This is a genomic window from Hymenobacter sp. YIM 151500-1 (assembly GCF_025979885.1).
Lineage (GTDB): Bacteria > Bacteroidota > Bacteroidia > Cytophagales > Hymenobacteraceae > Hymenobacter.
In genome coordinates this window covers 588,858-613,596 of record NZ_CP110139.1, presented here as the reverse complement: position 1 = coordinate 613,596, position 24,739 = coordinate 588,858, and the positions used below count along the sequence as shown (strand labels likewise).

General features: G+C 63.2%; 20 protein-coding genes and 2 pseudogenes. 9 read left to right on the top strand and 13 right to left on the bottom strand.

The window, feature by feature from the left end:
• The first annotated feature begins 466 nt into the window (after positions 1–466).
• Together OIS53_RS02420 and OIS53_RS02415 are read left to right on the top strand one after the other, a co-directional pair.
• Complete coding sequence (locus tag OIS53_RS02420; protein WP_264680797.1) at positions 467–1,198, top strand: pullulanase X25 domain-containing protein; 732 nt, start codon at positions 467–469, stop codon at positions 1,196–1,198.
• A 55-nt stretch (positions 1,199–1,253) separates the two neighbouring features.
• The gene (locus OIS53_RS02415) at positions 1,254–3,032 is read left to right on the top strand and encodes an alpha-amylase family glycosyl hydrolase (protein ID WP_264680796.1); all 1,779 of its coding nucleotides are present in this window, start codon (positions 1,254–1,256) and stop codon (positions 3,030–3,032) included.
• A gap of 1,482 nt (positions 3,033–4,514) precedes the next feature.
• Here OIS53_RS02415 and OIS53_RS02410 read toward each other — a convergent pair.
• Positions 4,515–4,682 carry a hypothetical protein gene (locus OIS53_RS02410; RefSeq protein WP_264680795.1) on the bottom strand — a complete coding sequence of 56 codons (168 nt, stop codon included), beginning with the start codon at positions 4,680–4,682 and terminating at the stop codon, positions 4,515–4,517.
• A gap of 648 nt (positions 4,683–5,330) precedes the next feature.
• Between OIS53_RS02410 and OIS53_RS02405 the strand changes: the two genes are divergently transcribed.
• On the top strand, positions 5,331–6,254 hold the full coding sequence (locus OIS53_RS02405; protein WP_264680794.1) for a T9SS type A sorting domain-containing protein: 924 nt from the start codon (positions 5,331–5,333) through the stop codon (positions 6,252–6,254).
• Positions 6,255–6,588: 334 nt separating this feature from the next.
• Positions 6,589–7,545, top strand: a complete 957-nt coding sequence (locus OIS53_RS02400) for a T9SS type A sorting domain-containing protein (protein WP_264680793.1) — start codon at positions 6,589–6,591, stop codon at positions 7,543–7,545.
• A 178-nt stretch (positions 7,546–7,723) separates the two neighbouring features.
• Here the strand turns inward: OIS53_RS02400 and OIS53_RS20430 are convergent, their stop codons facing one another.
• The 7 genes and pseudogenes from OIS53_RS20430 to OIS53_RS02370 all read right to left on the bottom strand — a co-directional run.
• Entirely contained in the window at positions 7,724–8,224 is a 501-nt protein-coding gene (locus tag OIS53_RS20430) for a TOBE domain-containing protein (RefSeq protein WP_413775187.1), read from the bottom strand.
• A 24-nt stretch (positions 8,225–8,248) separates the two neighbouring features.
• Positions 8,249–8,710 (bottom strand): annotated as a pseudogene (locus tag OIS53_RS20425) (ATP-binding cassette domain-containing protein); the annotation flags it as partial.
• 110 nt (positions 8,711–8,820) lie between these two features.
• Positions 8,821–9,429, bottom strand: coding sequence for a class I SAM-dependent methyltransferase (locus OIS53_RS02390; RefSeq protein WP_264680791.1), 609 nt, complete (start codon positions 9,427–9,429; stop codon positions 8,821–8,823).
• A gap of 175 nt (positions 9,430–9,604) precedes the next feature.
• A complete protein-coding gene (locus tag OIS53_RS02385; RefSeq protein ID WP_264680790.1) occupies positions 9,605–10,318 on the bottom strand; it encodes a beta propeller repeat protein in 714 nt (237 codons plus the stop codon).
• Positions 10,319–10,434: 116 nt separating this feature from the next.
• The gene (locus tag OIS53_RS02380) at positions 10,435–11,238 is read right to left on the bottom strand and encodes a hypothetical protein (RefSeq protein ID WP_319805473.1); all 804 of its coding nucleotides are present in this window, start codon (positions 11,236–11,238) and stop codon (positions 10,435–10,437) included.
• A 135-nt stretch (positions 11,239–11,373) separates the two neighbouring features.
• Positions 11,374–12,051 (bottom strand): IS1595 family transposase, encoded by a 678-nt coding sequence (locus OIS53_RS02375; protein WP_264680789.1) that lies wholly within the window; start codon positions 12,049–12,051, stop codon positions 11,374–11,376.
• Positions 12,052–12,100: 49 nt separating this feature from the next.
• Positions 12,101–13,765 (bottom strand): annotated as a pseudogene (locus OIS53_RS02370) (excinuclease ABC subunit UvrA); the annotation flags it as partial.
• 329 nt (positions 13,766–14,094) lie between these two features.
• Between OIS53_RS02370 and OIS53_RS02365 the strand changes: the two are divergent.
• Positions 14,095–15,321, top strand: coding sequence for an MFS transporter (locus OIS53_RS02365; protein ID WP_264680788.1), 1,227 nt, complete (start codon positions 14,095–14,097; stop codon positions 15,319–15,321).
• A 188-nt stretch (positions 15,322–15,509) separates the two neighbouring features.
• Here the strand turns inward: OIS53_RS02365 and msrB are convergent, their stop codons facing one another.
• From msrB to OIS53_RS02350, 3 genes are all read right to left on the bottom strand, one after another.
• A complete protein-coding gene (gene msrB / locus OIS53_RS02360) occupies positions 15,510–15,950 on the bottom strand; it encodes a peptide-methionine (R)-S-oxide reductase MsrB (RefSeq protein WP_264680787.1) in 441 nt (146 codons plus the stop codon).
• Positions 15,951–16,027: 77 nt separating this feature from the next.
• Positions 16,028–16,354: a hypothetical protein gene (locus tag OIS53_RS02355; RefSeq protein WP_264680786.1), complete on the bottom strand. Its 327-nt coding sequence runs from the start codon at positions 16,352–16,354 to the stop codon at positions 16,028–16,030.
• 195 nt (positions 16,355–16,549) lie between these two features.
• A complete protein-coding gene (locus tag OIS53_RS02350; protein ID WP_264680785.1) occupies positions 16,550–18,151 on the bottom strand; it encodes a protein adenylyltransferase SelO in 1,602 nt (533 codons plus the stop codon).
• Between the two features lie 429 nt (positions 18,152–18,580).
• Between OIS53_RS02350 and OIS53_RS02345 the strand changes: the two genes are divergently transcribed.
• The gene (locus OIS53_RS02345) at positions 18,581–19,582 is read left to right on the top strand and encodes an SDR family oxidoreductase (RefSeq protein WP_264680784.1); all 1,002 of its coding nucleotides are present in this window, start codon (positions 18,581–18,583) and stop codon (positions 19,580–19,582) included.
• Positions 19,583–19,733: 151 nt separating this feature from the next.
• A complete protein-coding gene (locus OIS53_RS02340) occupies positions 19,734–19,997 on the top strand; it encodes a hypothetical protein (RefSeq protein ID WP_264680783.1) in 264 nt (87 codons plus the stop codon).
• 106 nt (positions 19,998–20,103) lie between these two features.
• Here the strand turns inward: OIS53_RS02340 and OIS53_RS02335 are convergent, their stop codons facing one another.
• Positions 20,104–20,904 carry an SDR family NAD(P)-dependent oxidoreductase gene (locus OIS53_RS02335; protein ID WP_264680782.1) on the bottom strand — a complete coding sequence of 267 codons (801 nt, stop codon included), beginning with the start codon at positions 20,902–20,904 and terminating at the stop codon, positions 20,104–20,106.
• 221 nt (positions 20,905–21,125) lie between these two features.
• Here OIS53_RS02335 and OIS53_RS02330 point away from each other — a divergent pair, with 221 nt between their 5' ends.
• The gene (locus OIS53_RS02330) at positions 21,126–21,464 is read left to right on the top strand and encodes a hypothetical protein (protein ID WP_264680781.1); all 339 of its coding nucleotides are present in this window, start codon (positions 21,126–21,128) and stop codon (positions 21,462–21,464) included.
• A 243-nt stretch (positions 21,465–21,707) separates the two neighbouring features.
• Here the strand turns inward: OIS53_RS02330 and OIS53_RS02325 are convergent, their stop codons facing one another.
• Entirely contained in the window at positions 21,708–22,412 is a 705-nt protein-coding gene (locus tag OIS53_RS02325; RefSeq protein ID WP_264680780.1) for a PD-(D/E)XK nuclease-like domain-containing protein, read from the bottom strand.
• Between the two features lie 606 nt (positions 22,413–23,018).
• Between OIS53_RS02325 and OIS53_RS02320 the strand changes: the two genes are divergently transcribed.
• A complete protein-coding gene (locus tag OIS53_RS02320; protein ID WP_264680779.1) occupies positions 23,019–24,641 on the top strand; it encodes a family 43 glycosylhydrolase in 1,623 nt (540 codons plus the stop codon).
• The last annotated feature ends 98 nt before the right edge of the window (positions 24,642–24,739 follow it).

The following is a 24,739-nucleotide window of genomic DNA, read 5'->3' as shown; positions in this document are numbered from 1 at the left end:
CGGCTTCTTCCTGCTTCTACCCTGTCCCGCGCGGCAAGCTCAGGCCGTGTCGATATGGCCTTTGTTGCCACCGCAACCCATTTGCTCCACTCTGGCACTGCTTAAGTGTAGCAGATGCTAAGCCGAAGGGTATTGACAACGGCCTGGGCGAAATATGAAAAGTGGCCGGAAAAGACTGTCCTGCTTCGTCCGGCGTCAACTCGCCGCATTGAAGGCCGCCGCAGGCAAGCATAGCATGCCGCTAGAGGGTAACTATACTTGTCAGGCATCCCCTCTTCCCATGTCGCACATCAGGCAAGGGTAGGGGCCGGGGGTGAGGCGCCACGTCAGCACGCCGGACGCTCCGCCAAGCGCAGCACAAACGTCCACTCAACCTCCCAACTTTCACCTTACCTTTATAGGCATTGCCCAGGCCAACGTCTGCACGAGCAGGCAAATCCAACAGCTTTTCCCTCTTTATTTTATAATGAAGCACCTTTACCTTCTCGTTCTTATCCTACTCACCCACGCCGCGCAGGCTACCCCACTTACCTTCCGCGTGGATATGCGCGGGCAAACCGTGGCGGCGGCGGGTGTGCACGTGGCGGGCAACTTCCAGGCGGCCGCAGGCTTTCCGGCGGATTGGAACCCTGCTACCACCCGGCTTACTGACGCCGATAACGACGGCATCTACGAAACCACCGTCAACGTGCCGGCGGGTACCTACCTCTACAAGTTCGTGAACGGTAACGCCTGGGGCGGGGCCGAGCTGCCCACTGCCACCTGCGGAGTGGCCGATGGGGGCGGCAACGTTAACCGCCCGGTGGTGGTGGGCGCGGCGGCCGTGCGTCTGCCCGTCGTGGCCTTTGGCGGGTGCAATACCCAGGTGCGGTTTGCGGTGAACATGCGCGGGCAGACGGTAGCACGAACTGGCGTGCACGTGGTGGGCAACTTCCAGGCCCTGGCCGGCTATGGGGCCAACTGGGACGCTACGGCCCTGCCCCTGGCCGACGATAACGGCGACGGTATCTACGAGGTGCAGATTGCCCTGCCCGCGCCCGGCCGCTTCCTGTACCGCTTCGTGAACGGCAACACCACTGGCGCCGCCGAAACTGTGCCCGCCGCCTGCGGCACCGACGACGGCACCGGCACGCTGGCCCGCGTGCTGGAAGCTACGGCGGCCGTCAACGTGGTGCCGGCGGCGTGCTTCGGCACCTGACCAGGCCTGCGGGCCTTCGCGCACGGGTTATGCCACGCACTGGTGGAACGATGCCGTGTTCTATGAAGTCTTCGTGCGCAGCTTCTACGACAGTAATGGCGACGGGCAGGGCGACTTCGCCGGCCTCACCCAGAAGCTCGACTACCTCAACGACGGCAACCCAGCCACCACCACCGACTTGGGCGTGACCGGCCTTTGGCTTATGCCCATGATGGAGTCGCCGAGCTACCACGGTTACGACGTGACCAACTACAAAGCCACTGAGCCCGACTACGGCATCCTGGCCGAGTTTGAAGCGTTTTTGGCTGCCGCCCACGCCCGCGGCATCAAGGTCATTGTGGACTTGGTGCTCAACCACTCCTCCAGCCAGCACCCTTGGTTTCAGCAGGCCGCCAGCAGCCCCACCAGCTCCTTCCGCGACTGGTACCGCTGGTCGAGCACCATTCCCGGCACCGGGCCGGGGGGTGGCACCGTGTGGCACCCGCGCAATGGCAGCTACTACTACGGCGTGTTCTGGGGCGGTATGCCCGACCTCAACTGGCGCAACCCCCAGCTCAAAGCCGCCATGTGGGATGCCACCCGCTTCTGGTTGCGCCGCGGCGTGGATGGCTACCGCATCGACGCCGTGAAGTACCTCGTCGAAACCGGCAACACCCTCGAAAACACCCCCGAGACCCTGAGCCTGCTCGAAGAGTACCACGACTCAGTGAAGGCCGTTAACCCCAATGCCTTTACCGTGGGCGAGGCCTGGTCCAACACCGCTGCCGTGGTGCCTTACGTGCTCAACAACCGCCTCGATGCCTGCTTCGAGTTCGATCTGGCCCAGAGCATCATCAGCAGCCTCAACGCCGGCAACCCCGCCGCCCTGCGCGCCCAGCTCGACCTCGTAGACCGCTCCTACCCCCAGCTTCAGTACGCCACCTTCCTCACCAACCACGACCAGAACCGCGTGCTGGGCCTGCTCGGCGGCGACCTGGCCCGCATGAAGCAGGCCGCGGCCCTCTACCTCACCCTGCCCGGCGTGCCCTTCCTCTACTACGGCGAGGAAGTGGGGATGCTCGGCGCGGGCGTGGATGAAGACAAGCGCAAGCCCATGCAGTGGACCGCCGGCGCGCAGGCGGGCTTCACCACCGGCACGCCCTGGCGGGCCCTCAACCCCAACTACGCCCAGTTCAACGTCGCCACCCAGCAGGCCGACCCCGCCTCCCTGCTCAACCACTACAAGCAGCTCATCCGTCTGCGCACCGCCCACGAGCCCCTGCGCAAAGGCTACCTGCTGCCCGTGGCGGCCTCGGCCAGCGCCGCCCTCGGCTACGCCCGCATCCATCAGCAGCAGGCCGTACTCACAGTGGCCAACCTGGGCAGCACCGCCGTTAGCCCCACCCTCTCGCTGGCTTTGTCCACGCTGCCGGCTGGCACCTACCAGGTCACCGAGCTGCTCTCGGGCCAGGCCGCCGGCACCGTCACGCTCGATGCCCAGGGCGCGTTCAGCAACTGGGCCGCCACCCTGCCCGCTTTGGCCGCCAACCACACCTGGGTGCTGCGCCTGGCGCCCGCCGTGCCCACCGCCACCACCGGCGCCCTGGCCGCCTTCGCCCCGAAGCTCTACCCCAACCCCGCCGCCCAGCAGGTGCGCCTGGAGCTGCCCGCTTCGGCCGCCCCCGCCCAGCAGCAGGTCCAGGTCTATGACCTGCACGGCCGGCTCCTGCGCACGGCCCGTTTCGCCGGCCGCCTCCACACCCTCGACACGGGCACCTGGGCCAACGGCACCTACCTGCTCCGCATCCAGTCCGGCCCCGCCGTGTCGGTGCAGCGGCTGGTAGTGGCGCATTGATAGAGTTTCATCTGTTACTATGCTTATCCGTTACTTACTGCATTACCTCATACTCGGGAGTCTGCTAAGCCTCGGAGCCTGTGCTGGGAGGCCTAAGCCAGTGCGCATTCCTTACTACCGTCCCGAGCTTACAGTACATACACCTATTGACGGACGTCCCACTATCACAACTCGCACCATCACGGGTCAGGTCATAGATGCTCAAACCCAAAAGCCGATATCTCAGGTATGGGTGCATCGCTACTGGACCGAACAGGCTCTAACTGATGCGCGGGGCAATTTTACACTGACCTTTCGCGAAGACCCTGTCTACTCCCCTAAGCTGTTGTGGGTATCCACGCTCTACTACGAAGGTGAGGCTCGTATCCCCCCGAACTCCACTAATAGTGTGGTTATTCCGCTTAAACGCAATGGTTTTCGGCCTAGTCCCTGTGTTACGGCCGCTGACTCTGCGCACATACGTCCCTATGCCGAATGCTCTTTACCAAGGGGAATGGAAGTAGGTCCAGGCCAACAATACGCTTTCTTTATCGATAATCCGCATCATCGCCCCTTCAAACGCCTACGTACTATTACGTTTGTCACCGATCAGTTAGGTTATTCCTCCACTCTCTTTCGTCTGCGCATCTATCAAACGGACAGTACTCGGACCTCTTTTGGAGCTGACTTGCTCACGGAGAACGTCGTGCTGTGTATGTTCCTAAACCCCGAAAAACCACGGCGCTCCATCACGTACGACTTAAGTGAATTTAATATTCCAGTGCCGGCGCAAGGTTTTTATTTAGGCTTGGAGGGAGTTTCTGAAAATGATAAGCTTCATCCATGCCCACCTAAGGATTACATACTCTTAGGAGAAGATTACACTCCTAAAGGCCCCGTACTACGTGCCCCGTGCTCCTTCGCCGACTGCCGCACCTGGCAGTTTCAATTCGGCAGGCCAAGCGGCCAAGAATGGCAGCGGGTGCCCGCAACCGAAAGCTGCTGGCCGCTGTACGAGGAGAGCATCAGGTTGGAAGCTAGTGACGAATGAGTACACTGCCCAGCGCCTTCAGCCCTAGCTTCCACAACCACCTGAGCGGCTAACTCCCGCAGCCACCGCAGCCAGACCAACACCACCACCTACACAAACCAGCCCCTCACTTGCCATGGGCCAGTGGGGGCCGACAACGTTTTTGTCTTTCCAAGCAGCCTGTTCAGCGGCTTGGTCAGTATCCGCCGCGGCGGGAGCTAACTGCGCTGGGTGAAGCGGTGCGTCGCCGGGTACGGTTGGGTGGCGCGGGGGCAGCGAAGATGCTCAGGTTCAAACCGATTTTCCCGCGCTTTTTAGCCATTTACCGCACCTGCTCTTGCAGGTTGTCGAGCAAACGGTGGTAGTTAGCCGTCGAACCAGCCAGCTTCAGCAACTCCGCTTGAATTTCGGAGGTTGAAAATCTTTTTTACAGTGCTCATAATAGCTCAGTCGCTTGGGCGTAATGACTTATTTTAACGGGGTAACGCTGCGCTTACGCTACCGGCAGCAACACCACGCTTGGCGGGCTGGCTTTCGTCCTGGGCCGTGTTGTCCTGCATCAGTGGCTGGTGCAGGGTGCGCAGCTGCTCAGTGTCGGCGGGGGTGTGGGACTTGGCTTCCAGGGCCGCGGCATTGTCCATGGAGGTGGCGCAGCGGCAGCTTTGAAGCTATGTCGAGGGTTTCCACGGCGCCGAGTAGGCTTGGTGTAGCTCCTTGCTGTTCAGGGTCCACAGCAGCACCGTGAGAACCTCGGCCGGGCGGGTCTGGGCCCCTAAGCGGTTGAGCGAGGTTGGCAGCTGGCCGGCGGTGGCCGCTGTGCGCTGCCCGATGGCCTGGGTCTGGGCCGCTTGGGCGCGTGAGCTGGTTAGGCGGTACCGCCTGGGCGGCGTAGTTGGGCGGAGTAGTTGGGCGGAGTAGTTGGGCGGAGCTGCTAATTGTACTCATTGGGCAGTAAGGCTACAAAGGCCTGCTAGTCGTGCAGGCGGGGGTGCGCAGCAGCCGGCCAGGGCCGGCAGACACTCGCAATGAAATGCAAATCACTGGTTATCAATTTTTTTTACAATCCCGAACAAGGAGGCGCGGACCGCAGGCTGGTGCGGCCACGGGTCGCGCCTCATCATTCGCAGAACTGCTTGAAAAGGCGCGGAATATACTAAGGCAGTTGGCTTCGCTGGGCTCAACTGCGGCAGGAGCCGGCTACCTTGCCAGGCCGGACTAAAAACACGTTTTTTATTGTACTTATACGAGTGTGCACAAGTATATTTGTCGCTGGCAAACTAGATCTTTTCATGAAACACATTCTACACATTATCTCCTGCGCAGCGGCTCTCCTTGGGGCGACGCTTACCGCCTCCGCCCAAACCATTTCGAACACCGGATTTGAAACCTGGGAGCGGCGCGGCGTTGTTGAAAGCCCGCAGGGGTGGTACACAACCGATGACCTTTTCCTTACACAGGGCGCTACCTTTGATGTTGGCACGGTCAGCAAGTCGGCCGATGCGCAGCAAGGTACGACGGCGGCGCAGCTGCTGACTCAGCAAGCAGGTACCAGACGACTTCCTGGGTTACTACTCCTGGGCGGCCCCGCCAATACGGAGCTGGCTCGAAAGAACGTTGCCAGAACAGGGGGCGCAGCTTACACGGGCCGGCCAACTGGAGTACAGTTCTGGTACAAGCTCAACCTAAGCACCAATGACACGCTGGAGGTGGCCGTAATTTTGAGCAAGAATGCCCAACCCATTGGGGGGTTCATTTCCCGAGTGGGGATTAGTGTCAATACCTCCACCTATACGCAGACCACAGTACCGATCAACTACAGGTCCACGGTTATACCCGATACCATTCGCGTTTATTTCCTCGTGGGTGTAGGTAGAGGAGCCACGGGCGCATCTACTATGTCGGTGGATAACATCACGCTGCAAGGCGTCACCACCCGCACGGCTAACCCGGAGCTGGCTGCGGCGCTGAGCGTGTACCCCAACCCCAGCAGCAGCGGCGAGTTCTCGCTGGCCTCGGCAGCCGACCCAGCCCTGGCCACGGCCCCGCTCACCGTCACCGACGCGGCCGGCCGCCTCGTGCTGCGCCAGGGTGCGGCCAGCCGCGGCCTGAGCACGGGCCGCCCTGTGGACCTGCGCGGCCACGGCCCCGGCCTCTACCTGCTCCAGCTCGACACGCCCCAGGGCCCCGTTACGCGCAAGCTCGTTATTCACTAGCCTGCCCAGCCGGCCCCGGCGCTGCCCCGCTGGCGAAGTTACTGGCCGCCCCTCGCTCCGGCCATATCCCAGCTGGGTGCGGGGGCGGCCTTGCTTTTGTACTTAGCGCGTACAGTTGCGGCTTCGTTGGGCCAGGGTGGCCGTTACGCTGGTGGAGCTGCTCCGCATCCGGTGGTTACCGCATCATCAAATGATAAAGCTGTTCAGGAAGTCATCAAACGTAGGAAGGCCATCCTGCTGAGCGCAGCCAACTTGCTAACCAGCTTTCCTGTTTTCTTGGGCCGATATGCCTATACTTAGACACATTCCCTCACCTTCTTAACCCGCCTGTTGGATGAAACACCTATTACCCCTTCTCTGCTGCGCTGCATCTTTGCTGTGCGCGGCGCGTACCGCCTCGGCGCAAGTGCCGACGAATGGCAACTTTGAAACCTGGCAGCAAAGTGGCCCCGGCGAAAACCCCCAGGGCTGGTTCAGCGCCGACGACTACTGGGTGCGGGCCGCCTCCGCCCCCAACGATCTGGGCTTGGTCGATAAATCGACTGAGCGGCAAGGCGGCAGCTTTGCGGTGCGGCTGCAAGCCAAAGGCATCAACACCACCCAAGGCCCCCGCTGGTTTCGCGGGTTTATGGTGCTGGGCGAGAAGTTGAATTTCAACAACTTTCTTGCTAAAGGCGGCCAGGCCTATACCAACCGGCCCGCAGCCATGCAGTTCTGGTACAAGCTAGCCACAGCCGCCGGCGACTCCTCCATCGTATATGCCGAGCTTACCCGCGGCAGTGGTTCTACTCGGCAGGTAATCGGGTACTCGGCGCAGGTGCTGGACTACCGGTACGACCGGACCACCTACGGCCAGGCTACAGTTCCCTTTCTGTATAACCCTAACTTGCCCGCTACTCTGGAGCCCGATACCTTGCGTATGTACGTTACGGTTGGTTATGGCCGCCGCGTGGCGATAACCAGCACCTCCACGCTGTTCCTCGACGACCTGGCCCTGCTCAACACCACTACCCCCACCACTAAGCCTGCACTGGCTGCGGCGCTGAGCGTGTATCCCAACCCCAGCAGCAGCGGCGAGTTCTCGCTGGCCTCGGCAGCCGACCCAGCCCTGGCCACGGCCCCGCTCACCGTCACCGACGCGGCCGGCCGCCTCGTGCTGCGCCAGGGTGCGGCCAGCCGCGGCCTGAGCACGGGCCGCCCTGTGGACCTGCGCGGCCACGGCCCCGGCCTCTACCTGCTCCAGCTCGATACGCCCCAGGGCCCCGTTACGCGCAAGCTCGTTATTCACTAGCCGCTTCGTTGCCGGAAGCCTTTCCAGAAGCAGTTGCCGCCCTTCCCGCCCACCGTACCCCGGCCCCGGCGCGAAGGGCGGCTTTGTTTTCAGCATCTTAGCCCAGCTGCCCGCTCTGGTGACGTGCACCAGTCCCGGCCGATTTCCTAGCGGCAGCTGGCGCTGCGCTGCTCTTTGCTCAGGCCACGTACCACCCCGCACCGGCCGCCAGAGATACGCCCACCGCAGCGCCAGGCGCCGGGGCGTCGGCAGAGCTGGTTCGGGCCGTGATGGTACCGCCGGCCAGCTGTACGTCCGCCTCGCAGTAGGCCCCGAAAAACCGCACCTGCTGCACCGTACCCGGCAGGCCCGCGGCAGCGGGGCCCAGGCTAAAGCTCTCGGGGCGCACCAGCAGCTTGGCGCCGCGCCTGGCCCGGCTGGCCGGTCGGGACAAGCGCGGCGCCAAGGCTTCGGTCAGGACCACGTAGCTGCCCAGCAGACCGGCTACGTACTCGTCGGTGGGCTGCTGGTAGAGCTGCCGGGGCGGACCCTGCTGCACCACGCGGCCCTGGCGCAGCACCAGCAGGTGGTCGGCCCAGGAGAGGGTGTCCAGGGGGTCGTGGGAGATGAGCAGGCAGGTGATGCCCAGCCGCTCACTCACCTCCCGGACAACCGCCTTCAGCACGGTTTTATGCCCCATGTCGAGGTTGGAAAAGGGCTCATCCAGCAACAGCAGCCGGGGCGCCCCCAGCAGCAGGCGGGCCAGGGCCACGCGCTGCCGCTCCCCACCCGAAAGCTGATTGGTGGGGCGGGCCAGCAGGTAGCCGATGCGGCACACTTCGTACAGCGTGGGCGCCTGGTCGGCCGGCAGCTTATTAGCGTAGCGCAGCACTTGCTCCACCCGCAGAAACTTAGGCAACTCAAACTGCTGCGACAGGTAGGCCACACCGGGGTGGCCCGGCACCAGCTGCTCGGCGGGTCCCTTCACCCGGCGCCCGGCCACGTGCACCGTGCCGGCCGTGGGTTGCACCAGTCCTGCAACCAGCTGCAACAAGGTGCTTTTACCGGCTCCGGTTTCGCCGGCCAGGGCCAGGTTTTGCCCGGTTTCCTGCGTAAAGCTGATGTCCGTCAGCACGGCGTTGCCGCGCTCCTCCACACTCACCCCCGATACCTCTAGTAAACTCATGCCTGCAAAGGAACGGCTTTGGCGGCAGTGCAGCCGGAAGCCGCCCGCTGCTTGCCATACGCTACCCGGTAGGTTGCACAGTGTAGGGTAAGCAAACAGCCTCTTAGCAACTATTGCTGCTGGGCCGCAGCTTCAGCCAGCTGCGGTGCTGCCTTCGTGGTGTCCTCTACGGGCGCGTACACCAGCACGTAGGCTGGGGGCAGATTCAGCAGCACGTGCACGTGGTCGAGCAGGCGAAAAAACCGCTCAAACAGCCGCTTGTTCCGCAGAGTATACTGGAACAGAATCAGCTGGCCGGCGGCGGGGGCGAGCAGCTCGCGGGTGTGCTCCAGAATGCGCCACCCCAGGCGCCGCGGCAACGACGTAAACGGCAGCCCGCACACCACGTAGCTGGGCCGGGGCAGGCCTCTGGCCCGCAGGTAGTCGCCGGTTTTATCGGCCGAGCCGTGGATTACGTGCACGTTGGCGTGGGCTGCGTACCGCTCCTTCAGCAGCTGGCTGAACCGCCGGTTTACCTCCACCAGCACCAGCACGGTTTCGGGGCGGCGGCGCTGCATAAGCACGTCAGTAAATACGCCCGTGCCCGGCCCATACTCCACAATGCACTCGGCGCGGCCAAAGTCGATGAGCGCCATCACGGCGTCGGTCAGCTCCCGGGAGCTGGGAATAAGCGACCCCACGGTGGCGGGGTTGCGCAGAAACTCTTCGATAAACGCCATAGGTAGGGGCGCGTGGCAGGCGCCCGTTGGTTGTGCACCTTAGTACGACCAGCCAGAAACGAGGATGCAGTCAACGCTACCTGTCAGCCTGCATGCTCAGATTCGCGCCCCACCACGCTGCACACTTCTTCCGGCGCAGCTAGCCTGGAAGGTTTTGGTTGCCACGCAGCCAGCCCTAGGGCAGCGGCCGCCGCGACACGTACACCACCGCCCGCCGTCCCACGGTGGGGTTAATGGCTTCGCCGGTGCTGGGGTCGAAGCGCAGGCCCGACGCGGCTACGTACAAACGGTTTTGCGCGTCTAGGTGAAGATTCATGAGGTAGTGACGTCCGGGCAGACGCACGGCCGTTTGCCCGCCGCCCGTGCTACGCAGCAGGTCGGAGGCAATCAATCGGGAAGAGGAACCAGGCGCGGTGTTTTCTTTGATCTGATAGGCCACACCTGCCGCCGCTGTTCGCCCAATCGGAATAACCAAGTCACGGTACGCATAGTAGAGCCGTGAAGTAATGCTGGTATGGAACCATGTTTTGCCGAAGTCGGTGGTGAACTTCGTGGCATGCAACGCAATCTTCTCGCCTTGGCTGTTGCGGCCAAAAAATGGCAACGCAAATACCGTGTCGTTGCGGTGAAGCAGTCCTGCTAGCGGCCCCTGGAAATCGTGCGACACCTGCCAGGTTTTGCCCTGGTCGGTGGTAGCATACACGTGCGTAGTTGTGGCCACCAATAGGGTACGCTCGATGTCTCCCGTTATAGCGTAAGCATTATCCCCAACATCTTCGGACCATACGTTGTCGGGTAGTTCCAGCTTAATCCAGTCCGGGTCCTCGGCTTTGCGGGGGGCGGGCTGGTTCTCTTTTTTCTGACAGCCAGCGGCCAGCAAAGCAAGCACCAGAAGGACAGGGAATAATTTCACAGGGTAGTGGATAACAAGCAAGGATGGAAGTATCGATTCAGCAGCACTAAAGCTATGTTGCTGGCAAGGTACAGTAATTTCCTTTATTTATCCTACTTATCTATATTACCTAGGAACCGCCGCAGATACGGTGATGTCTTGCTGCCCTTGGCCTGCGCCACTTGCTGGGGTGGCCCGGCGGCTACCACCTGGCCGCCCTCGTCGCCGGCGCCGGGGCCCATATCGAGCACCCAGTCGGAGGCGGCTACCACGCGCATGTCGTGCTCTACTACCACGACGGTGTTGCCGGCATCGGCCAGGCGCTGGAGTTGGGCCAGGAGCTTTTCTACGTCGGCGGGGTGCAGGCCGGTAGTGGGCTCGTCGAGCACGTAGAGGCTCTGGCCGCGCTGGGTGCGTTGCAGCTCGGTAGCCAGCTTGATGCGCTGGGCCTCGCCCCCGCTCAGCTCGGTGGCCGGCTGGCCCAGGCGCAAGTAGCCCAGGCCCACTTCGCGCAGCACAGCCAGAGGGCGCTGCACGGTAGGCTCATCGGCAAAGAACTCGTAGGCAGCGTCTACGGTCAGGTCGAGCACCTGGGCAATGTTCCGGTCCTGGTAGGTGATTTCCAGGGTCTGGGCGTTATAGCGGGCCCCGCGGCACACCGGGCAGGGCGCGTACACGCTGGGCAGAAACAGCAGCTCCACCATTACAAACCCCTCGCCCTGGCAGTTCTCGCACCGCCCCTTGGCTACGTTAAACGAAAACCGCCCGGCGTCGTAGCGCCGCTTGCGGGCCGCGGGCGTGGCGGCAAACAGCCGGCGCACGTGGTCGAACAAGCCCGTGTAGGTAGCCATGTTGGAGCGCGGCGTGCGGCCGATGGGCTTCTGGTCGACGCGCACCAGCCGCTTGATGTGCTCCAAGCCGCTGATGATGCGGCCCCCGGTTGGTGAATTAGGAATTAGTAATGAAGAATTAAGAATTGATTCTTCTGCTTCCTCTGCATCAATTCTTAATTCCTCATTATTAATTCCTAGGGGCTTAGGAAGCAAAACGAGTCAGAGGGGCTGTTGTCGAAGCAATTTAAGCAGGAGTTTGTAGAGGTCCTGGTGACGATGGTTGAAGCGAAATTCACATTCTTTCAGGTGCAGTTCAAACGTGTCTTTAGACACCCCGTGAAAGGGCTGCAGGCGGGCCTTGGCAAAGCTCCAGAACGACTCGATGCCGTTGATGTGCGAAGCCCCGTGGACAAACTCGTCCTGGCCGTGGCGTACGCGAAAGTGCCGGTCAAAGCCCACGTCTACCAGGCCGTCGTAGCCGCGCCAGCCATCGGTGTTGACCATGGCCGATACGTCAATTTTGCCGCGAATAATAGCTTGCAAGGTCTTTTTCTGGCAATTCGGAACGATTTCCGTGTACACCTGCCCGCCGCGCTTGAACAGGCCGAAGACAATGGTTTTGCCCCCGGCGCCACGCCCGCGCTTGCCCCGCACCCGGCGCGGGCCGAAGTAGGATTCGTCCAGCTCCACGGCCCCTTGCAGGTCAGCCGGCACCGGACAGAGCTGGTGCAAGCGGCGGCGCAGGCGCAGGTACAAATCGTTCACCGAGCGCACACTCAGACCCGTCAGCCGGGCCGTGTCGGAGGCGGTCAAATCCAGGGCAAACAGGCGCAGCAGGTAGCGAAATTTGGCCTCCGAAATTTTTGCGCACTTGTAGTAGCGGTTAGCGGGCTGCATAACAGGAAGTTACGCCACCTCATAACTAACTTTGCTTCCTAAGCCCCATTCCTAATTCCGTGGCCACGAGTTCCACTACAACCTGGCTAATGAGGCTGGACTTGCCGGAGCCCGACACGCCCGTAACCGTGGTCAGCACGCCCAGGGGCAGCTCCACGCTGAGGTTGTGCAGGTTGTTGCGGCTGATGCCGGCCAGCTTCAGCCAGCCGGCCGGGGTGCGCGGGGTGCGGGCAGCTTCACCGCTGCTTTCCGCGAACAGGTAGCGGCGGGTTTGAGAGGCTTCAACTTCGCGCAAACCTGCGGGCGGGCCGCTGTAGAGGATTTGTCCGCCCTGCTCCCCGGCGGCGGGGCCCACGTCCACGAGCCAGTCGGCCTGGCGCACCACGTCCAGGTTGTGCTCCACCACGAACAGGGAGTTGCCGGCCTGCTTGAGACTGTGCAGGGCGGCCAGCAGGGCCTCGGTGTCGGAAGGATGCAGGCCGGCGGAGGGTTCGTCGAGCACGTACACCACCCCAAACAGGTTGGAATAGAGCTGGGTAGCCAGCCGCAGCCGCTGCAACTCCCCCGGCGACAGGGTGGGCGTGCTGCGCTCCAGGGCCAGGTAGCCCAGCCCCAGGTCCAGCAGCACCGCCAGGCGGGCACACAGGTCCTGGGCAATGCGGCGGGCTACTTCGGCCTGTTCGGGATGCTCGGCATCGTGGGCCTGGGGGCGGGCAGTGCCCTCGGCAAAGGGCCGAAGCAGTTCCGCCACCTGCTTGAGCGGGCGGGCCGAGAAGTCGGCAATGTCGAGGCCGGCGAAGGTGACGCTCAGGGACTCGGGGCGCAGGCGCTTGCCGTGGCAGAGGGGGCACTCCTGGCTGAGCATGTACTGCAAGGCCCGCTTTTTCATCAGCGGGCTTTGGGTGGTGGCGAAGGTGTGCAGCACGTAGCGCCGGGCGCTGCTGAAGGTGCCCATGTAGTTGGGCGGCTCCTTGCGTTTCAGGGCCCGCTGCGTTTCCGCGGGCGTATAGCCGGGGTACACGGGCACCACCGGCTGCTCGTCGGTAAACAGTATCCACTGGCGCTGCTCCGGCGGCAGCTCCCGCCAGGGCCGGTCCACGTCGTAGCCCAGGGTTACGAGGATGTCGCGCTGGTTTTGCCCGCCCCAGGCCTGGGGCCAGGCGGCAATGGCCCTTTCGCGGATAGTTAGCGAGGGGTCGGGCACCATGCTTTCCTCGGTTACTTCGTAGATGCGGCCCAGGCCGTGGCAGGTGGGGCAGGCGCCCTCCGGGGTGTTGGGCGAAAAGGCTTCGGCGTAGATAATGCCCTGCCCCGCCGGATAGTCGCCGGCCCGCGAGTAGAGCATGCGCACCAGGTTGGACAGCGTAGTGACCGAGCCCACCGAGGAGCGGGTAGTCGGCGTGCCGCGCTGCTGCTGCAAGGCCACGGCCGGGGGCAGCCCGTCAATGGCATCCACCTGCGGCACGCTCATCTGGTGAAACAGCCGCCGCGCGTACGGCGACACCGACTCCAGGTAGCGCCGCTGGGCCTCGGCGTACAAGGTTCCAAACGCCAAGCTGGACTTGCCCGACCCCGACACCCCCGTAAACACCACCAGCGCATCCCGCAGAATGTTCACGTCGATGTTCTTCAGGTTGTGCTCCCGCGCCCCGCGCACGCGCACGAAGCCGGAAGAGATGGTGGCTGCTTGGTGAGAAGAAGAGGATTGGGGCATGGGTAGCAGAAATAGAAGAGGCGTATCGGTCGCTGAGCATACGGAAATTCATTCTCTGCGATGGAAGCTCTACCTTATGCCGGCTCAACCTACTCTCTATGCCAAGTCGAATACTGCTCACCGAGTTTGTTGCTGTATTATTTCTATTGATTGGTTGCCAATCCATTCAGGTAGCTAGCGGCCCTTGCCAAGCAGTTGAGTGCTGAATACAGCGGTAGTCGGGCTGGCCGGCACCATTGCGGCCGCACAAGTTGGCCGGCCGGCACAACCACCCAGGCCATCCGGGCGTTATCGGGCCGGCTGCCGGGTTGGTAGTGTATGCTATACTGATGAAAAAAGAACGCCTCCTGCTGTTGCTACTGGCCACGGTGCAGTTCACCAACGTGCTCGACTTTGTGATAATGATGCCGCTGGGCCCGCAGCTGATGCCGGCCCTGGGCATCGGTCCCAAGCAATTTGGGCTGGTGATTTCGGCCTACACGTTCAGCGCGGGCCTCACGGGCCTGGCCGCCGCCTTCTTCCTCGACCGTTACGACCGTCGCTCTGCCTTGCTCACGCTGTATCTGGGCTTTGCGCTGGGCACGCTGGCTTGCGCGGCGGCCCCTACGTATGGCTGGCTGGTGGCGGCGCGGGTGCTCACGGGGGCTTTCGGCGGCGTGCTTGGCTCGCTGGTGCTGGCGGTGGTCGGCGACGCGGTGCCGGAAGAGCGGCGCGGGCGGGCGCTGGGTGTGGTAATGGGCGCGTTTTCGGTGGCGTCGGTGCTGGGCGTGCCGTTCGGGCTGTTTCTGGCGGCGCGCCTTTCCTGGCACGTGCCGTTCCTGGTACTGGGGGCGCTGAGCCTGGGCGTGTGGGCGCTGATGTACCGGGCCATGCCCAGTATGCGTGGGCACCTGGGGCCGCAGCTGCCGCTGGCTGAGCGGGCCGCGGCCGTGCTGGGGCTGTTTCGGCAGCCTTCGGTGCGCTACGCGCTGCTGCTCACCGTTTTGCTTATGCTGGGGCAGTTTTCGGTGGTGTCGTTTTTCAGCCCTTCGCTGGTAAGCAACGTGGGCTTTCAGCCGCAGCAGCTGAGCTACGTGTACTTAGTGGGCGGGGCCGTCACGCTGTTTAGCTCCCCGCTGGTGGGCCGCCTCGCCGACCGTTACGGCAAAGCCCGCGTGTTCAGCCTGGTCACGCTGGCGGCCGTGCCCATGCTACTATTGGTGACGCGCCTGGAGCCGGCGCCGCTGCCGCTGGTGCTGGTGGTTACGGCCGTGTTTTTTGCCGTGCTCGGTGGGCGCTTCGTGCCCGCCACCGCCCTGGCCACGGCGGTGGTGCAGCCTCAGCAACGCGGCAGTTTCATGAGCCTGAACTCGTCGGTGCAGCAACTAGCGGCCGGAGCGGCAGCGTTTATTGCGGGCCTCATCGTAGTGAAAACGCCCGCCGGCCCCTTGCTGCATTACGAATACGTGGGCTACCTGGCCGCCACGGCCAGCATCCTGAGCTTGCTGGTGGTATACCGGGTACGCCCGGTTCAGGCGCCAGCCTCGGTGGCTGCGCCCGAGCCGGTGCTGCACTAATCGGGACTCATGGCTACCTCTGCCGCTTCGTAGCTGGTGTTAGAAAGCGCATACGTTCTATTGCCGCGCGAAGTAAGATTTCGCGGTACATTCCCATGCTTCTTAACGGTGCAGACGCGCTATTGATCCTAGTTGTATTATCATATAGTTACTCTCATTGCAATTAGCCGCTACAGGGGTTTCAAGTATTATTCCCGCCGCAAGCTCTCCGAGTTGATGCAGTACCGCAGCCCCGCCGGCGCGGGCCCGTCGTTGAAGACATGCCCCAGGTGGCCGCCGCACACGTTGCAGCTGGCTTCGATGCGGTGCAGGCGGTGGGAGCTGTCGAAGCGGTAGCGGATGGCACCTTTGCTGCTGGGCTGGGTGAAGCTGGGCCAGCCGGAAATGGCGTGGTACTTCGCGGTGGAATCGAACAGCGGGGTGGCGCAGGCGGCGCACCGGTACACGCCGGGCTCGTAGGAGCGGCAGTAGGCGTTGCGGTAAGGCGGCTCGGTGTGCTGCTGGCGCAGCACCCGAAACTGCGCGGGCGTGAGCTGGGCCTCCCACTCGGCTTCGGTTTTCTCCACCCGCCGCGGCGGCTCCGGGTTGCCGTATGTGGCAAAGATGAGGACGTCTTTCCAGCGGAGCATAGGGTAGCGCGGACTGTAGCCCGCAGCTCTTCACGGTAGCGTGGGGTGGGGAGTTGCGGGCTACAGCCCGCGCTAGGCTAATTCACCAACAGGTACAGCAAGTGGTGGTACAGGATGCCCTGCTGCCCGTCGTAGGGGCCGAAGCGGCCGGCGGCGGCCAGCAGGCTCTCCACCTCGTCGTAGTCCTGCACAAAGTCCAGCTCTACGTCATCGGGGCCGGCGTGTTGGGTATGGGTGAGGTAGCGCCGCCGGGGTTCCAGGGTTACGAACAGCTTCTGCCGGGGCGTCTGGGCAACCAGCAGGGCATCGTGCGGCTGCGTTTGGCCGGTGGCGGTGCGCACGTGCACCACAGTCTTTTCGGCCGGAGCCGTGTGCTGGAGGAAAGTGGCGGGGTCGAGGGGCATGAGGCGGAAAGGTAAGCAAGAACAAGTACCCCGAAGCTCCGCTTCGGCCCGCGTGAACGAGCCCGCTCGAATCAGCCCCCCGGAATTTCCCTACGGCCCGCCGAAAGTAGCTGCGCGCCCCTTGGGTTACCGGGGCCGAAGCGGAACTTCGGAATACTTGTGCTGGCGGGCCGCAGGGGCACTCTGGGGACTGGTTTACGAGCTGCACGAAAGCGTAGCGCAGCCGGGCTTCTGGCGGGCCCACTCGGGGCGCTTGGCGGCCAGGTCGTCGTGCTCGGGCTGCTCGGCGTAGGGCTTCTTCAGCACCTCCATCAGCCGGTTCAGCACCGACAGGTCTTCCTGCTCGGCAGCGTCAATGGCTTGCTGGGCCAGGTAGTTGCGCAGCACATACTTGGGGTTGACTTGCAGCATGGCGTCGCGGATGGCGCTGGCCGGCCCGGCTTCCTGGCGCAGGCGCCCGGCGTACTGCCCCAGCCACTGCCGCATGGTTTCGTGGCCCTCGGCGCCGGGGGCGGCGTAGGAGGCGGCTTCCAGCAGGTCGTCCACTATGGCTTCCTCCCCGCTGCCGCCCGCTACTAGCACGGGTGCGGCGTGCGAGAGGCGGCGGAAAAACAGGGTCAGGTCCATTTCGGCAGCCTCCAGGGCGGCGGGTAGAGCTTCGAGCAGGGCCTGGTCGGCCTCGGAGCGCAAGGCGGTGAGGCCGAGCTTCTGGGTGAGGCGCTGGGTGTAAGTGGCGTTGAAGGTGTCGGCGTACACGTCGAGGCTGGGGCGCAGGGCTTGCGGGTCGTCGCCGACGAGCGGCGTGAGGGCCTGGGCCAGGGCCATCAGGTTCCAGAGGGCAATGCGGGGCTGCTGGCCGTAGGCGTAGCGGTAAGAGCTGAAGTCGGTGGTGTTGGGCGTCCAGCCGGGCTCGTAGGGCTCCAGCCAGCCGTAGGGGCCGTAGTCGATGGTGAGGCCCAGGATGCTCATGTTGTCGGTGTTCATCACCCCGTGCACGAAGCCCACCGTCTGCCAGTGCGCCACCATCACGGCCGTGCGCCGGCAGATTTCCTCGAACCAGCGCCGGTATACCTCCGCCGAGCCCGGCTCACCCAGCTCGGGGTAGTGCCGCCGAATCACGTAGTCGGCCAAGGCGCGCAGGTTGTCCAGCTCGTTGAGGGCGGCCATAATCTGGAAGTTGCCGAAGCGGATGAATGTGGGCGCCACCCGCGCCACAATGGCGCCGGGTTCCTGCTGGGGGTTGCCGTTGTAGAACATGTCGCGCACCACCAGGTCGCCGGTGGCTACCAGGCTCAGGGCGCGGGTGGTGGGCACGCCCAGGTAGTGCATGGCCTCGGAGCACAGAAACTCCCGCAGCGAGGAGCGCAGCACGGCCCGCCCGTCGGCGCGGCGCGAGTAGGGCGTGGGGCCGGCACCTTTGAGCTGGATTTCCCAGCTGCTGCCGTCGGGGGCCGTGATTTCGCCCAAAGACATGGCGCGGCCGTCGCCGAGCTGCCCGGCCCAGTTGCCGAACTGGTGGCCGCCGTAGCGGGCGGCGAAAGGCTTCATGGAGTCGGTGACGAGGTTGCCGGCCAGCACGCCCACGGCGGGCCCGCGCTCCGGGGGCCGGGCCAGGCCCAGCTGCCGGCCCAGGTCGTCGGACCAGGCCAGCAGGTGCGGCGCGGACACGGGCGTGGGCCGCACCCGCGAATAGGTGTAGCCCGGCACCTGGCGCGGGCGGTTGTCGAAGGAAGCTTCGCCGGGCAGCTCCTCCACAAAAGAGTTATGAAAGGTGGCTTGGTCGATGGAAGTTGTCATAGTTGTAGGGGCGCGTCGCACGCGCCCGGTCGTTGAACGGTATACGCAGGATGTAGCGCGAACCACTGGAAACCAAAGGGAACCAGAGGAAACTTATTGCCTCGGTTTCACCGCGCGAAAAAATGGCATCAAGGCAAACCTTAGCTACCGCCCTTCTCAGGCTCGGGTTACGTTTTCGGTGGCAATGCAGCCGGCTTCAGCCGTAACCGCCCGTAGTGGCAGCTACGGCATCAGACACAGGAAACGCGGCAACCGTTCCGGGGCCGGAGCTATACCTCCGAGGTTAACCTGCCAGGCGAGTATGAGCTGAGCGAGTATGAGCGCACTGAACATGAACTGAGCGGACTGGGCGGGCGCGTGCAACGCGCCCCTACATGATAACTTCGCCGGCAGGGTCTCGTTAGCAGCAGCAGACCTTTTCTGCCTGCTATGAACAACGAACTTCTCCAAAACGCCACTGTAGTTATTACGGGGGCCACCAGCGGCATTGGCCGGGCCACGGCCCAGGCGTTTGCCCGCCAGGGTGCCCGCCTGGTGCTGGCTGCCCGCCGCGCCGATGTGCTCCGGGACGTAGCGGCAGAGTGCCGCCGCCTGGGCGCCCCGGACGCCCTGCCCGTGCCCACCGATACCACTGACGCCGACGCCGTGCACCGCCTGGCCCAAGCCGCCGCCGACTTCGGCCGGGGCCATATTGACGTGTGGGTAAACAACGCCGGCAGCGGAGCCATTGGGCAGTTTGATGCCACGCCGCTGGCCGCGCATGAGCAAGTGATTCGCCTCAACCTGCTGGGCTACCTGTACGGGGCCTACGCCGTGCTGCCTTACTTCCGGCGCCAGGGCCGCGGCACGCTTATCAACGTGGTGTCGCTAGGGGCCTGGGTGCCTGAGCCCTACACGGTGGCCTACAGTGCCAGCAAGTTTGGGGTGCGCGGGCTGATGGACACGCTCCGGCTGGAGCTGACCGAAACGCCCGACATCCACGTCTGCGACGTGCATCCGGCCTACATTGACACGCCCGGCTTCCAGCACGGAGCCAATTTCACGGGCCGCGTTATCAAGCCGGCCCCGCCCGTGTTTCCGCCTCAGCAAGTCGCCGACGCCGTTGTGCGGCTGGTGCACCGGCCACGGCCCCACACCATGGTGGGCTGGACGGCCCCGGCCTTCCGCGTGCTGTACGGGCTGGCGCCGGGTTTCACGCGCCGCACCGCCATGCGCCTGTTCCGGCGCTACCTCAACCAGGCCCAGCCCGCTCCCATCACCGAGGGTAGCCTGTTCGAGCCCCGTCCCGCCCCGCACGGGGCCGAAGTAACCGGCGGCTGGCGGCAGCCGGAGCAATCCAGCAGCACCCGGTGGCTAGGCGGCGCGGCCCTGGCCGCCGGACTGGCCGCGGGCCTTTACGCCTGGGGCCGGAGCCAGGCCAGCCAGGGGTAGGCCGCACGTTTACCCCACACGTGTCCCGCAGCCGGGCCGGGCCCAAAAGCACGCCGCGTATCGGTTCGTTTTCGTAGGCCGAAGCCGTGCTCCAGGGTACTAGGCGCGGGCACTTTTCCTTTCACATTTCGCCAACAGCACCTTCTTTCTTATGGATACTCCCCTTCCCTCTCCCGATATAAATCCGGGCCAGCTGGTCCGCTACGTAGTGCAAATCGACGCTATGCAGGACACTAATAGCATCGGACAGGTGCGCCAGGTGCTCATGAGCCTGGGCCTGCTCGTGGACCGGATTGAGGCCGGCGAAGCAGAAGTAGCCGTGCTGCAAGCCCCCGGCCCAGGCCCCGAAGGCATCCGGCAGGCCCTGCACGCCGCCGGCTTCGCGGTACAAGACATTACGGCCCAACCGGGATGAGCTTAAAAAGCTGCAAGCTGTAAGCCACAAGCTGCAAGCTCTGTTCTAGATACCACTAGAACGAAGCTTGCAGCTTGTGGCTTACAGCTTGCAGCTTACCAGTTTACTACTTATCCTCGTCGGCGGGCTTGACCATCTGGTGCAGGCCGGCGGCTACCAGGTTGTCGGGCACAACGTTGCTGATGGCCACTTGCACCTTGTTCAGGAAGCCGGACACGATTTTGTCTTTGCCAGCCATCAAGGCCTCGTAGCCGTCTTTGGCTACGTCGACGGGGTCGGCGCGGTGGCCTTCCTTCACCATCTTGGCCTCGGTCATGTCGGCTTTGTTGAAGAAGTCGGTGTCCGTGACGCCCGGCAGCAGGGCCGTGATGGTCACGCCCCGGTCCTTGGTTTCCTCCCGAATGGCTGCCGTAAACGAGGTAACGAAGGCCTTGGTGCCGTGATACACCGCCTGCAATGGCCCCGGCAGCTCCCCGCCGATGCTCGACACCTGCAGAATCTTGCCGCTGCCACGAGCCACCATTTCCTGCAAAAAGTGCTTGGTAAGCACCACGTAGGCCCCGATGTTCAGCTGAATAATGTCCAGCTCCCGGTTGAGGTCGGTGTCCACGAACTCGCCGTACTGGCCCTGGCCGGCGTTGTTGACGAGGGCCTCGACCTGCAAGCCGCGGCGCTTTACTTCTGCTACCAGCTCAAACGGTGCTTCTCGCCGAAACAGGTCCTGGGCCAGCGGCACCACCTCCACGCCGTACTGCTCCCGAAATTCGGCGGCGGTGTGGTCCAGCTCCTGCTGGTGGCGGGCCACGATGATGAGGTTGTACCGGTCCTGGGCGAATAGCCGGGCCAGTTCGCGGCCGATGCCGCTGGTAGCGCCCGTAATCAGGGCGTATGTGGGGCTTGCTGTCATGGCGGTGTGGTTGTTGGCTCAGCCCAGAGGTACGGCAAGCCGCAGTTTCTTGTTGATAGGTATGGGGTGTTGGATGTCCTTTTTTAGCCCCGTTACGTATTTATTGGGAAACAAAATCAGAGGTAATACCCGGCAGAATCAGTGTTTATTCAAGACTCTCCGGCTGAGTGCTGCGTTACTTCTCTGTCACACCTGTCCTTGGGCTTTAGCCCGCCCTGGCTATGAACGCACCCCTGCTTCTTTCTTCCGCTGCCCCCGCCACGCGCACCCAGGCGCCGCTGCAACTCTACCTGGTGCCCGCCGGCCGCCGCCTCGATTTCACCACGCCCCCCGGCCAGTACGCCTACGTGTACCGGCGCCTGCCTCAGCAAGCCTGGCAGTGCATTGCTCAAAACGCTTGCAGCCCCTTCCTCGACCGTACCGCCCTGCCCATGGGCGCCGTGCCCGAGTACCAGGTGCGCTACCGCAATGCCGCCGGCACTATCGTCGCGCTATCGACGCCGGTTCAGGCTATTCCGGCCAGTCTGCCAGCCAGCCCCAACTGGACCTCCCTGCGCTAAGCCGCAGCCGCGTGGGAGGTCATGTCCTGCTGCGCCTGTGTCAGCCCACCCGATGCTGGCCTTCGACAGCCTTCTGCTCTGCGCAGCATGGCGTTCAGCGGTAAATACGTCAGATTCTGGATTACGCCCAGAACCACGTTTTCAGTTATCCCCAGCCACCGCTCCTCTGCGCGGTGCACGAGACGGCGACGCAACAGCTCCGGGCTCAGGCTCCGCGGTAACATCGGCGGTTGAAGAAGCTGGCTAGCCCAGCAACGAGTCGCGGACCTCGCGCACGGCGCCGGCTACGGCGCGGGGCACAGCGGCGTCGGGCTGCAGCAGGCGCAGCAGACGCAGGTACTTGGCGCGGCCTTCGTTGCGCATGTGGGGCGGCACTTCGTACACGAAAATTTTGAAGGGCTCGACTTTCTGCACGCCCACCAGCAAAAACCGGTCGGCGTGCAGGGCATCGGCGTAGAAAGCGGCCTGGCGGTCGTAGTCGTAGCCGGTGCACTGCTCCACGAAGTGGTTATGGTCGCGGGCCAGCGTGGTCTTGAAGTCGATGATAGTGTAGGGCTGGCCGGGCTGATGTACAATCAAATCGGCGCGGAGCTTGCAGAGCGTGCCCGTAACGGGCTCGGTGAAAATGCAGCTGGGCTCGGGCGTGCCGGTTTCCAGCAGCTGGTTCAGCTCCGAGTCCAGCTTCACGCCATCCACCATCCACCAAATCAGGGTATCGTTGACGCCGGGCAGGCCGGGCTCGTACAAATCGGGCTCCAGCAGAGCTGTGTGAAAGGCCGTGCCCAGGCCCAGCGCGCCGTGGGAAGTGGTTACGGGACGCGGAGGGCGCCCGTACAGGGCGTCGCGCAGGCGCGACAGGTCGGAGTTGGCAATGGCCGGCAGGGCCCGGTAGTCGTCGTAAGGGATGCGCAGCAGGTCGGGGCGCGGCGTAGTGGTAGAGTCAGTCACGCAGGCTAAACAGGATGCACCGGAGAATAGCTCCGGCTGAGGCAGGAATGTAGCCTATGTACGGCTTTTTTAGCAGAACAGTCGCGCTACTTCTTGGGCGTCTAGGTTAGAAAGCCTGGCGCGCTAACGTCCATCTGCGAAGGATTGCCACAACAGTCTGTATGCAGTTATCAGCCAGACTGCCTTCGTGCACCTGCCTACCTACTAGAAAGTAGGGTTAAACATATAGCCTTAGCTAAGGCAGATCCAATGGCTCTTTCCTTTCTCTCAGCATGTGCGGTGGGGGTATGAATGAGGTAACTACACAAACGTTTGCTCCCACACGACCCGTAGACACCTCGCCGTGAGTGTTCTGAATAACACTGAGTAAGCACCAAATTTTGCCACCTATCTTACGCAAGTAATTAATATTTTGATAATCTGTTCCATTTCATACTTCCCACCAAACACTCTACTACTATGTTCACCACGTACTCTTCTTGGCTTAGGTGCTGCCAACAGCACAATTCTTTGCGTTGGATTGCGCAAAATTTTGCGCAATCCAACGTTCTTTTTGCATGTGTTTGGGGCTTTCTAACGCTAAGCATTGCGCCTCTTTCTCCGGCCTTGGCGCAAACCAGCGGCAATCCCGTTATCGGGCAGTACCAAGCCGACCCCGACATCGACTACTTCAACGGGCGCTACTACATCTATCCTACTGGTGGCAATCAGTTTCGAGCCTACTCCTCAACTGATCTAACCAACTGGCGCGACGATGGGGTAATTTTTGACCTCGGCCCGCAGTGCAGTTGGGCTAACACCAACGGCTGGGCCCCCGATATGGTGGAGCGCAACGGCAAGTACTACTTCTACTACACGGCCGAGGCCAAGATTGGTGTAGCCGTGGGCAACAGCCCCACCGGCCCATTTACCGACCTGGGCTATGCTCTGGTGGGCTCCGACCCCTACACCGTCGACATAATTGACGCCATGGTGTTTGTGGACGATGATGGCCAAGCCTACCTGTACTACGGGGGGTCCAATGGCAGCCGGATGGTGATTCGCAAGCTAAACGCCAACATGACCTCGTTCAGCGGCAGCCCTACGCTGGCCACGCCCCAGAACTACACCGAGGCACCGTTTCTGCTCAAGCGCAACGGCATCTACTACCTAATGTACTCCAACGGGGCCTGGTACAACGGCTCCTACAACGTGCAGTACGCCACGTCTAGCTCCCCTATGGGCCCGTGGACTTACAAGGGCACCATTCTTTCGTCGAGCGGGCCTTTTAGCGGACCAGGACACCACGCCGTGCTGCGGCGGCCCGGCTGCTACGACGAGTACTATGTAGCTTACCACCGCTACGAAAACGGCGACTACAGCACTCGGAAGGTGTGCCTGGACCGCATGTACTTCCGGCCCAACGGCGACATCCTCCCCATTAACATGACCTGGACCGGCGTGGCGGCCCGCAGCGGCAGCGCCGGCTGCATTGCCGACCAAGACATCAGCACGGGCACGTACCGGCTCGTGTCGAAGCTGAGCAGTTCCAATCAGACCATTGTGCTCGATGTATCTGAGTGCAGCGACAAGCAGGACGCCGACGTGCGCACCTGGCGCTGGCAAGGCGGCAACTGCCAGCGGTGGCGGGTGGAGAAGACCGGCGACGGATTCTATAAAATTACCTCCCAGCTACCCTCCCACCGCGCCCTCGACCTCTCGGGCTGCGACCATAAGGCCGGCACCGACGTGCGCGCCTACTCCGACAATGGCTTAGACTGCCAGCGCTGGCGCATTGAGGCCGTCGGCGACGGGTACTACCGCCTAGTGTCCAAGCAAAGCGGCAACGTGCTGGATGTGTCGGGCTGCAATGCGACGCCCGGTACTGATGTGCGCACCTGGAACTGGCTGGGGGGCAACTGCCAACGGTGGAAGTTTGAGGCCGTGGCCGACTACGAACGGCCGGCTCCGGCCGCTGCCACCCCGGCTCCCAGCTCCGAGCTGACCGTGGCCCCCAACCCGGCCGTGAGGCAGCTGATGGTAAGACAGCCGTTTGCGGAGACTGGCCCCGTAGACCTGACCTTGGTAGATGCGCTGGGGCGTACCGTACTGCACCACAGGCACCTAGTGCGGAAGGGCCCGCAGCAACTGACGCTGGAAGTGGGCAGCGTGGCCCCTGGCGTGTACCTGCTACGTGTTGACCAAGGCCGCCACCACGCCGCCCAGCGCGTGAGCATTGGGCAGCCCTAGCACAGAGGCTTCCCAGCTTACAGGAAAACCAGATGGATTAAGCCTGCTGGCTCGGCTAATTCAAGCAAAAAGCCCCGCAGCATCATGCTACGGGGCTT

Bases quoted from the DNA above. Each gene is read 5' to 3' on its own strand.
- OIS53_RS02420 (WP_264680797.1), top strand. From the start codon at position 467: ATGAAGCACCTTTACCTTCTCGTTCTTATCCTACTCACCCACGCCGCG.
- OIS53_RS02410 (WP_264680795.1), bottom strand. From the start codon at position 4,682: ATGGACAATGCCGCGGCCCTGGAAGCCAAGTCCCACACCCCCGCCGAC.
- OIS53_RS02405 (WP_264680794.1), top strand. From the start codon at position 5,331: ATGAAACACATTCTACACATTATCTCCTGCGCAGCGGCTCTCCTTGGG.
- OIS53_RS02400 (WP_264680793.1), top strand. From the start codon at position 6,589: ATGAAACACCTATTACCCCTTCTCTGCTGCGCTGCATCTTTGCTGTGC.
- OIS53_RS20430 (WP_413775187.1), bottom strand. From the start codon at position 8,224: ATGGGGCATAAAACCGTGCTGAAGGCGGTTGTCCGGGAGGTGAGTGAG.
- OIS53_RS02390 (WP_264680791.1), bottom strand. From the start codon at position 9,429: ATGGCGTTTATCGAAGAGTTTCTGCGCAACCCCGCCACCGTGGGGTCG.
- OIS53_RS02375 (WP_264680789.1), bottom strand. From the start codon at position 12,051: ATGCAGCCCGCTAACCGCTACTACAAGTGCGCAAAAATTTCGGAGGCC.
- OIS53_RS02365 (WP_264680788.1), top strand. From the start codon at position 14,095: ATGAAAAAAGAACGCCTCCTGCTGTTGCTACTGGCCACGGTGCAGTTC.
- msrB (WP_264680787.1), bottom strand. From the start codon at position 15,950: ATGCTCCGCTGGAAAGACGTCCTCATCTTTGCCACATACGGCAACCCG.
- OIS53_RS02355 (WP_264680786.1), bottom strand. From the start codon at position 16,354: ATGCCCCTCGACCCCGCCACTTTCCTCCAGCACACGGCTCCGGCCGAA.
- OIS53_RS02350 (WP_264680785.1), bottom strand. From the start codon at position 18,151: ATGACAACTTCCATCGACCAAGCCACCTTTCATAACTCTTTTGTGGAG.
- OIS53_RS02345 (WP_264680784.1), top strand. From the start codon at position 18,581: ATGAACAACGAACTTCTCCAAAACGCCACTGTAGTTATTACGGGGGCC.
- OIS53_RS02340 (WP_264680783.1), top strand. From the start codon at position 19,734: ATGGATACTCCCCTTCCCTCTCCCGATATAAATCCGGGCCAGCTGGTC.
- OIS53_RS02335 (WP_264680782.1), bottom strand. From the start codon at position 20,904: ATGACAGCAAGCCCCACATACGCCCTGATTACGGGCGCTACCAGCGGC.
- OIS53_RS02330 (WP_264680781.1), top strand. From the start codon at position 21,126: ATGAACGCACCCCTGCTTCTTTCTTCCGCTGCCCCCGCCACGCGCACC.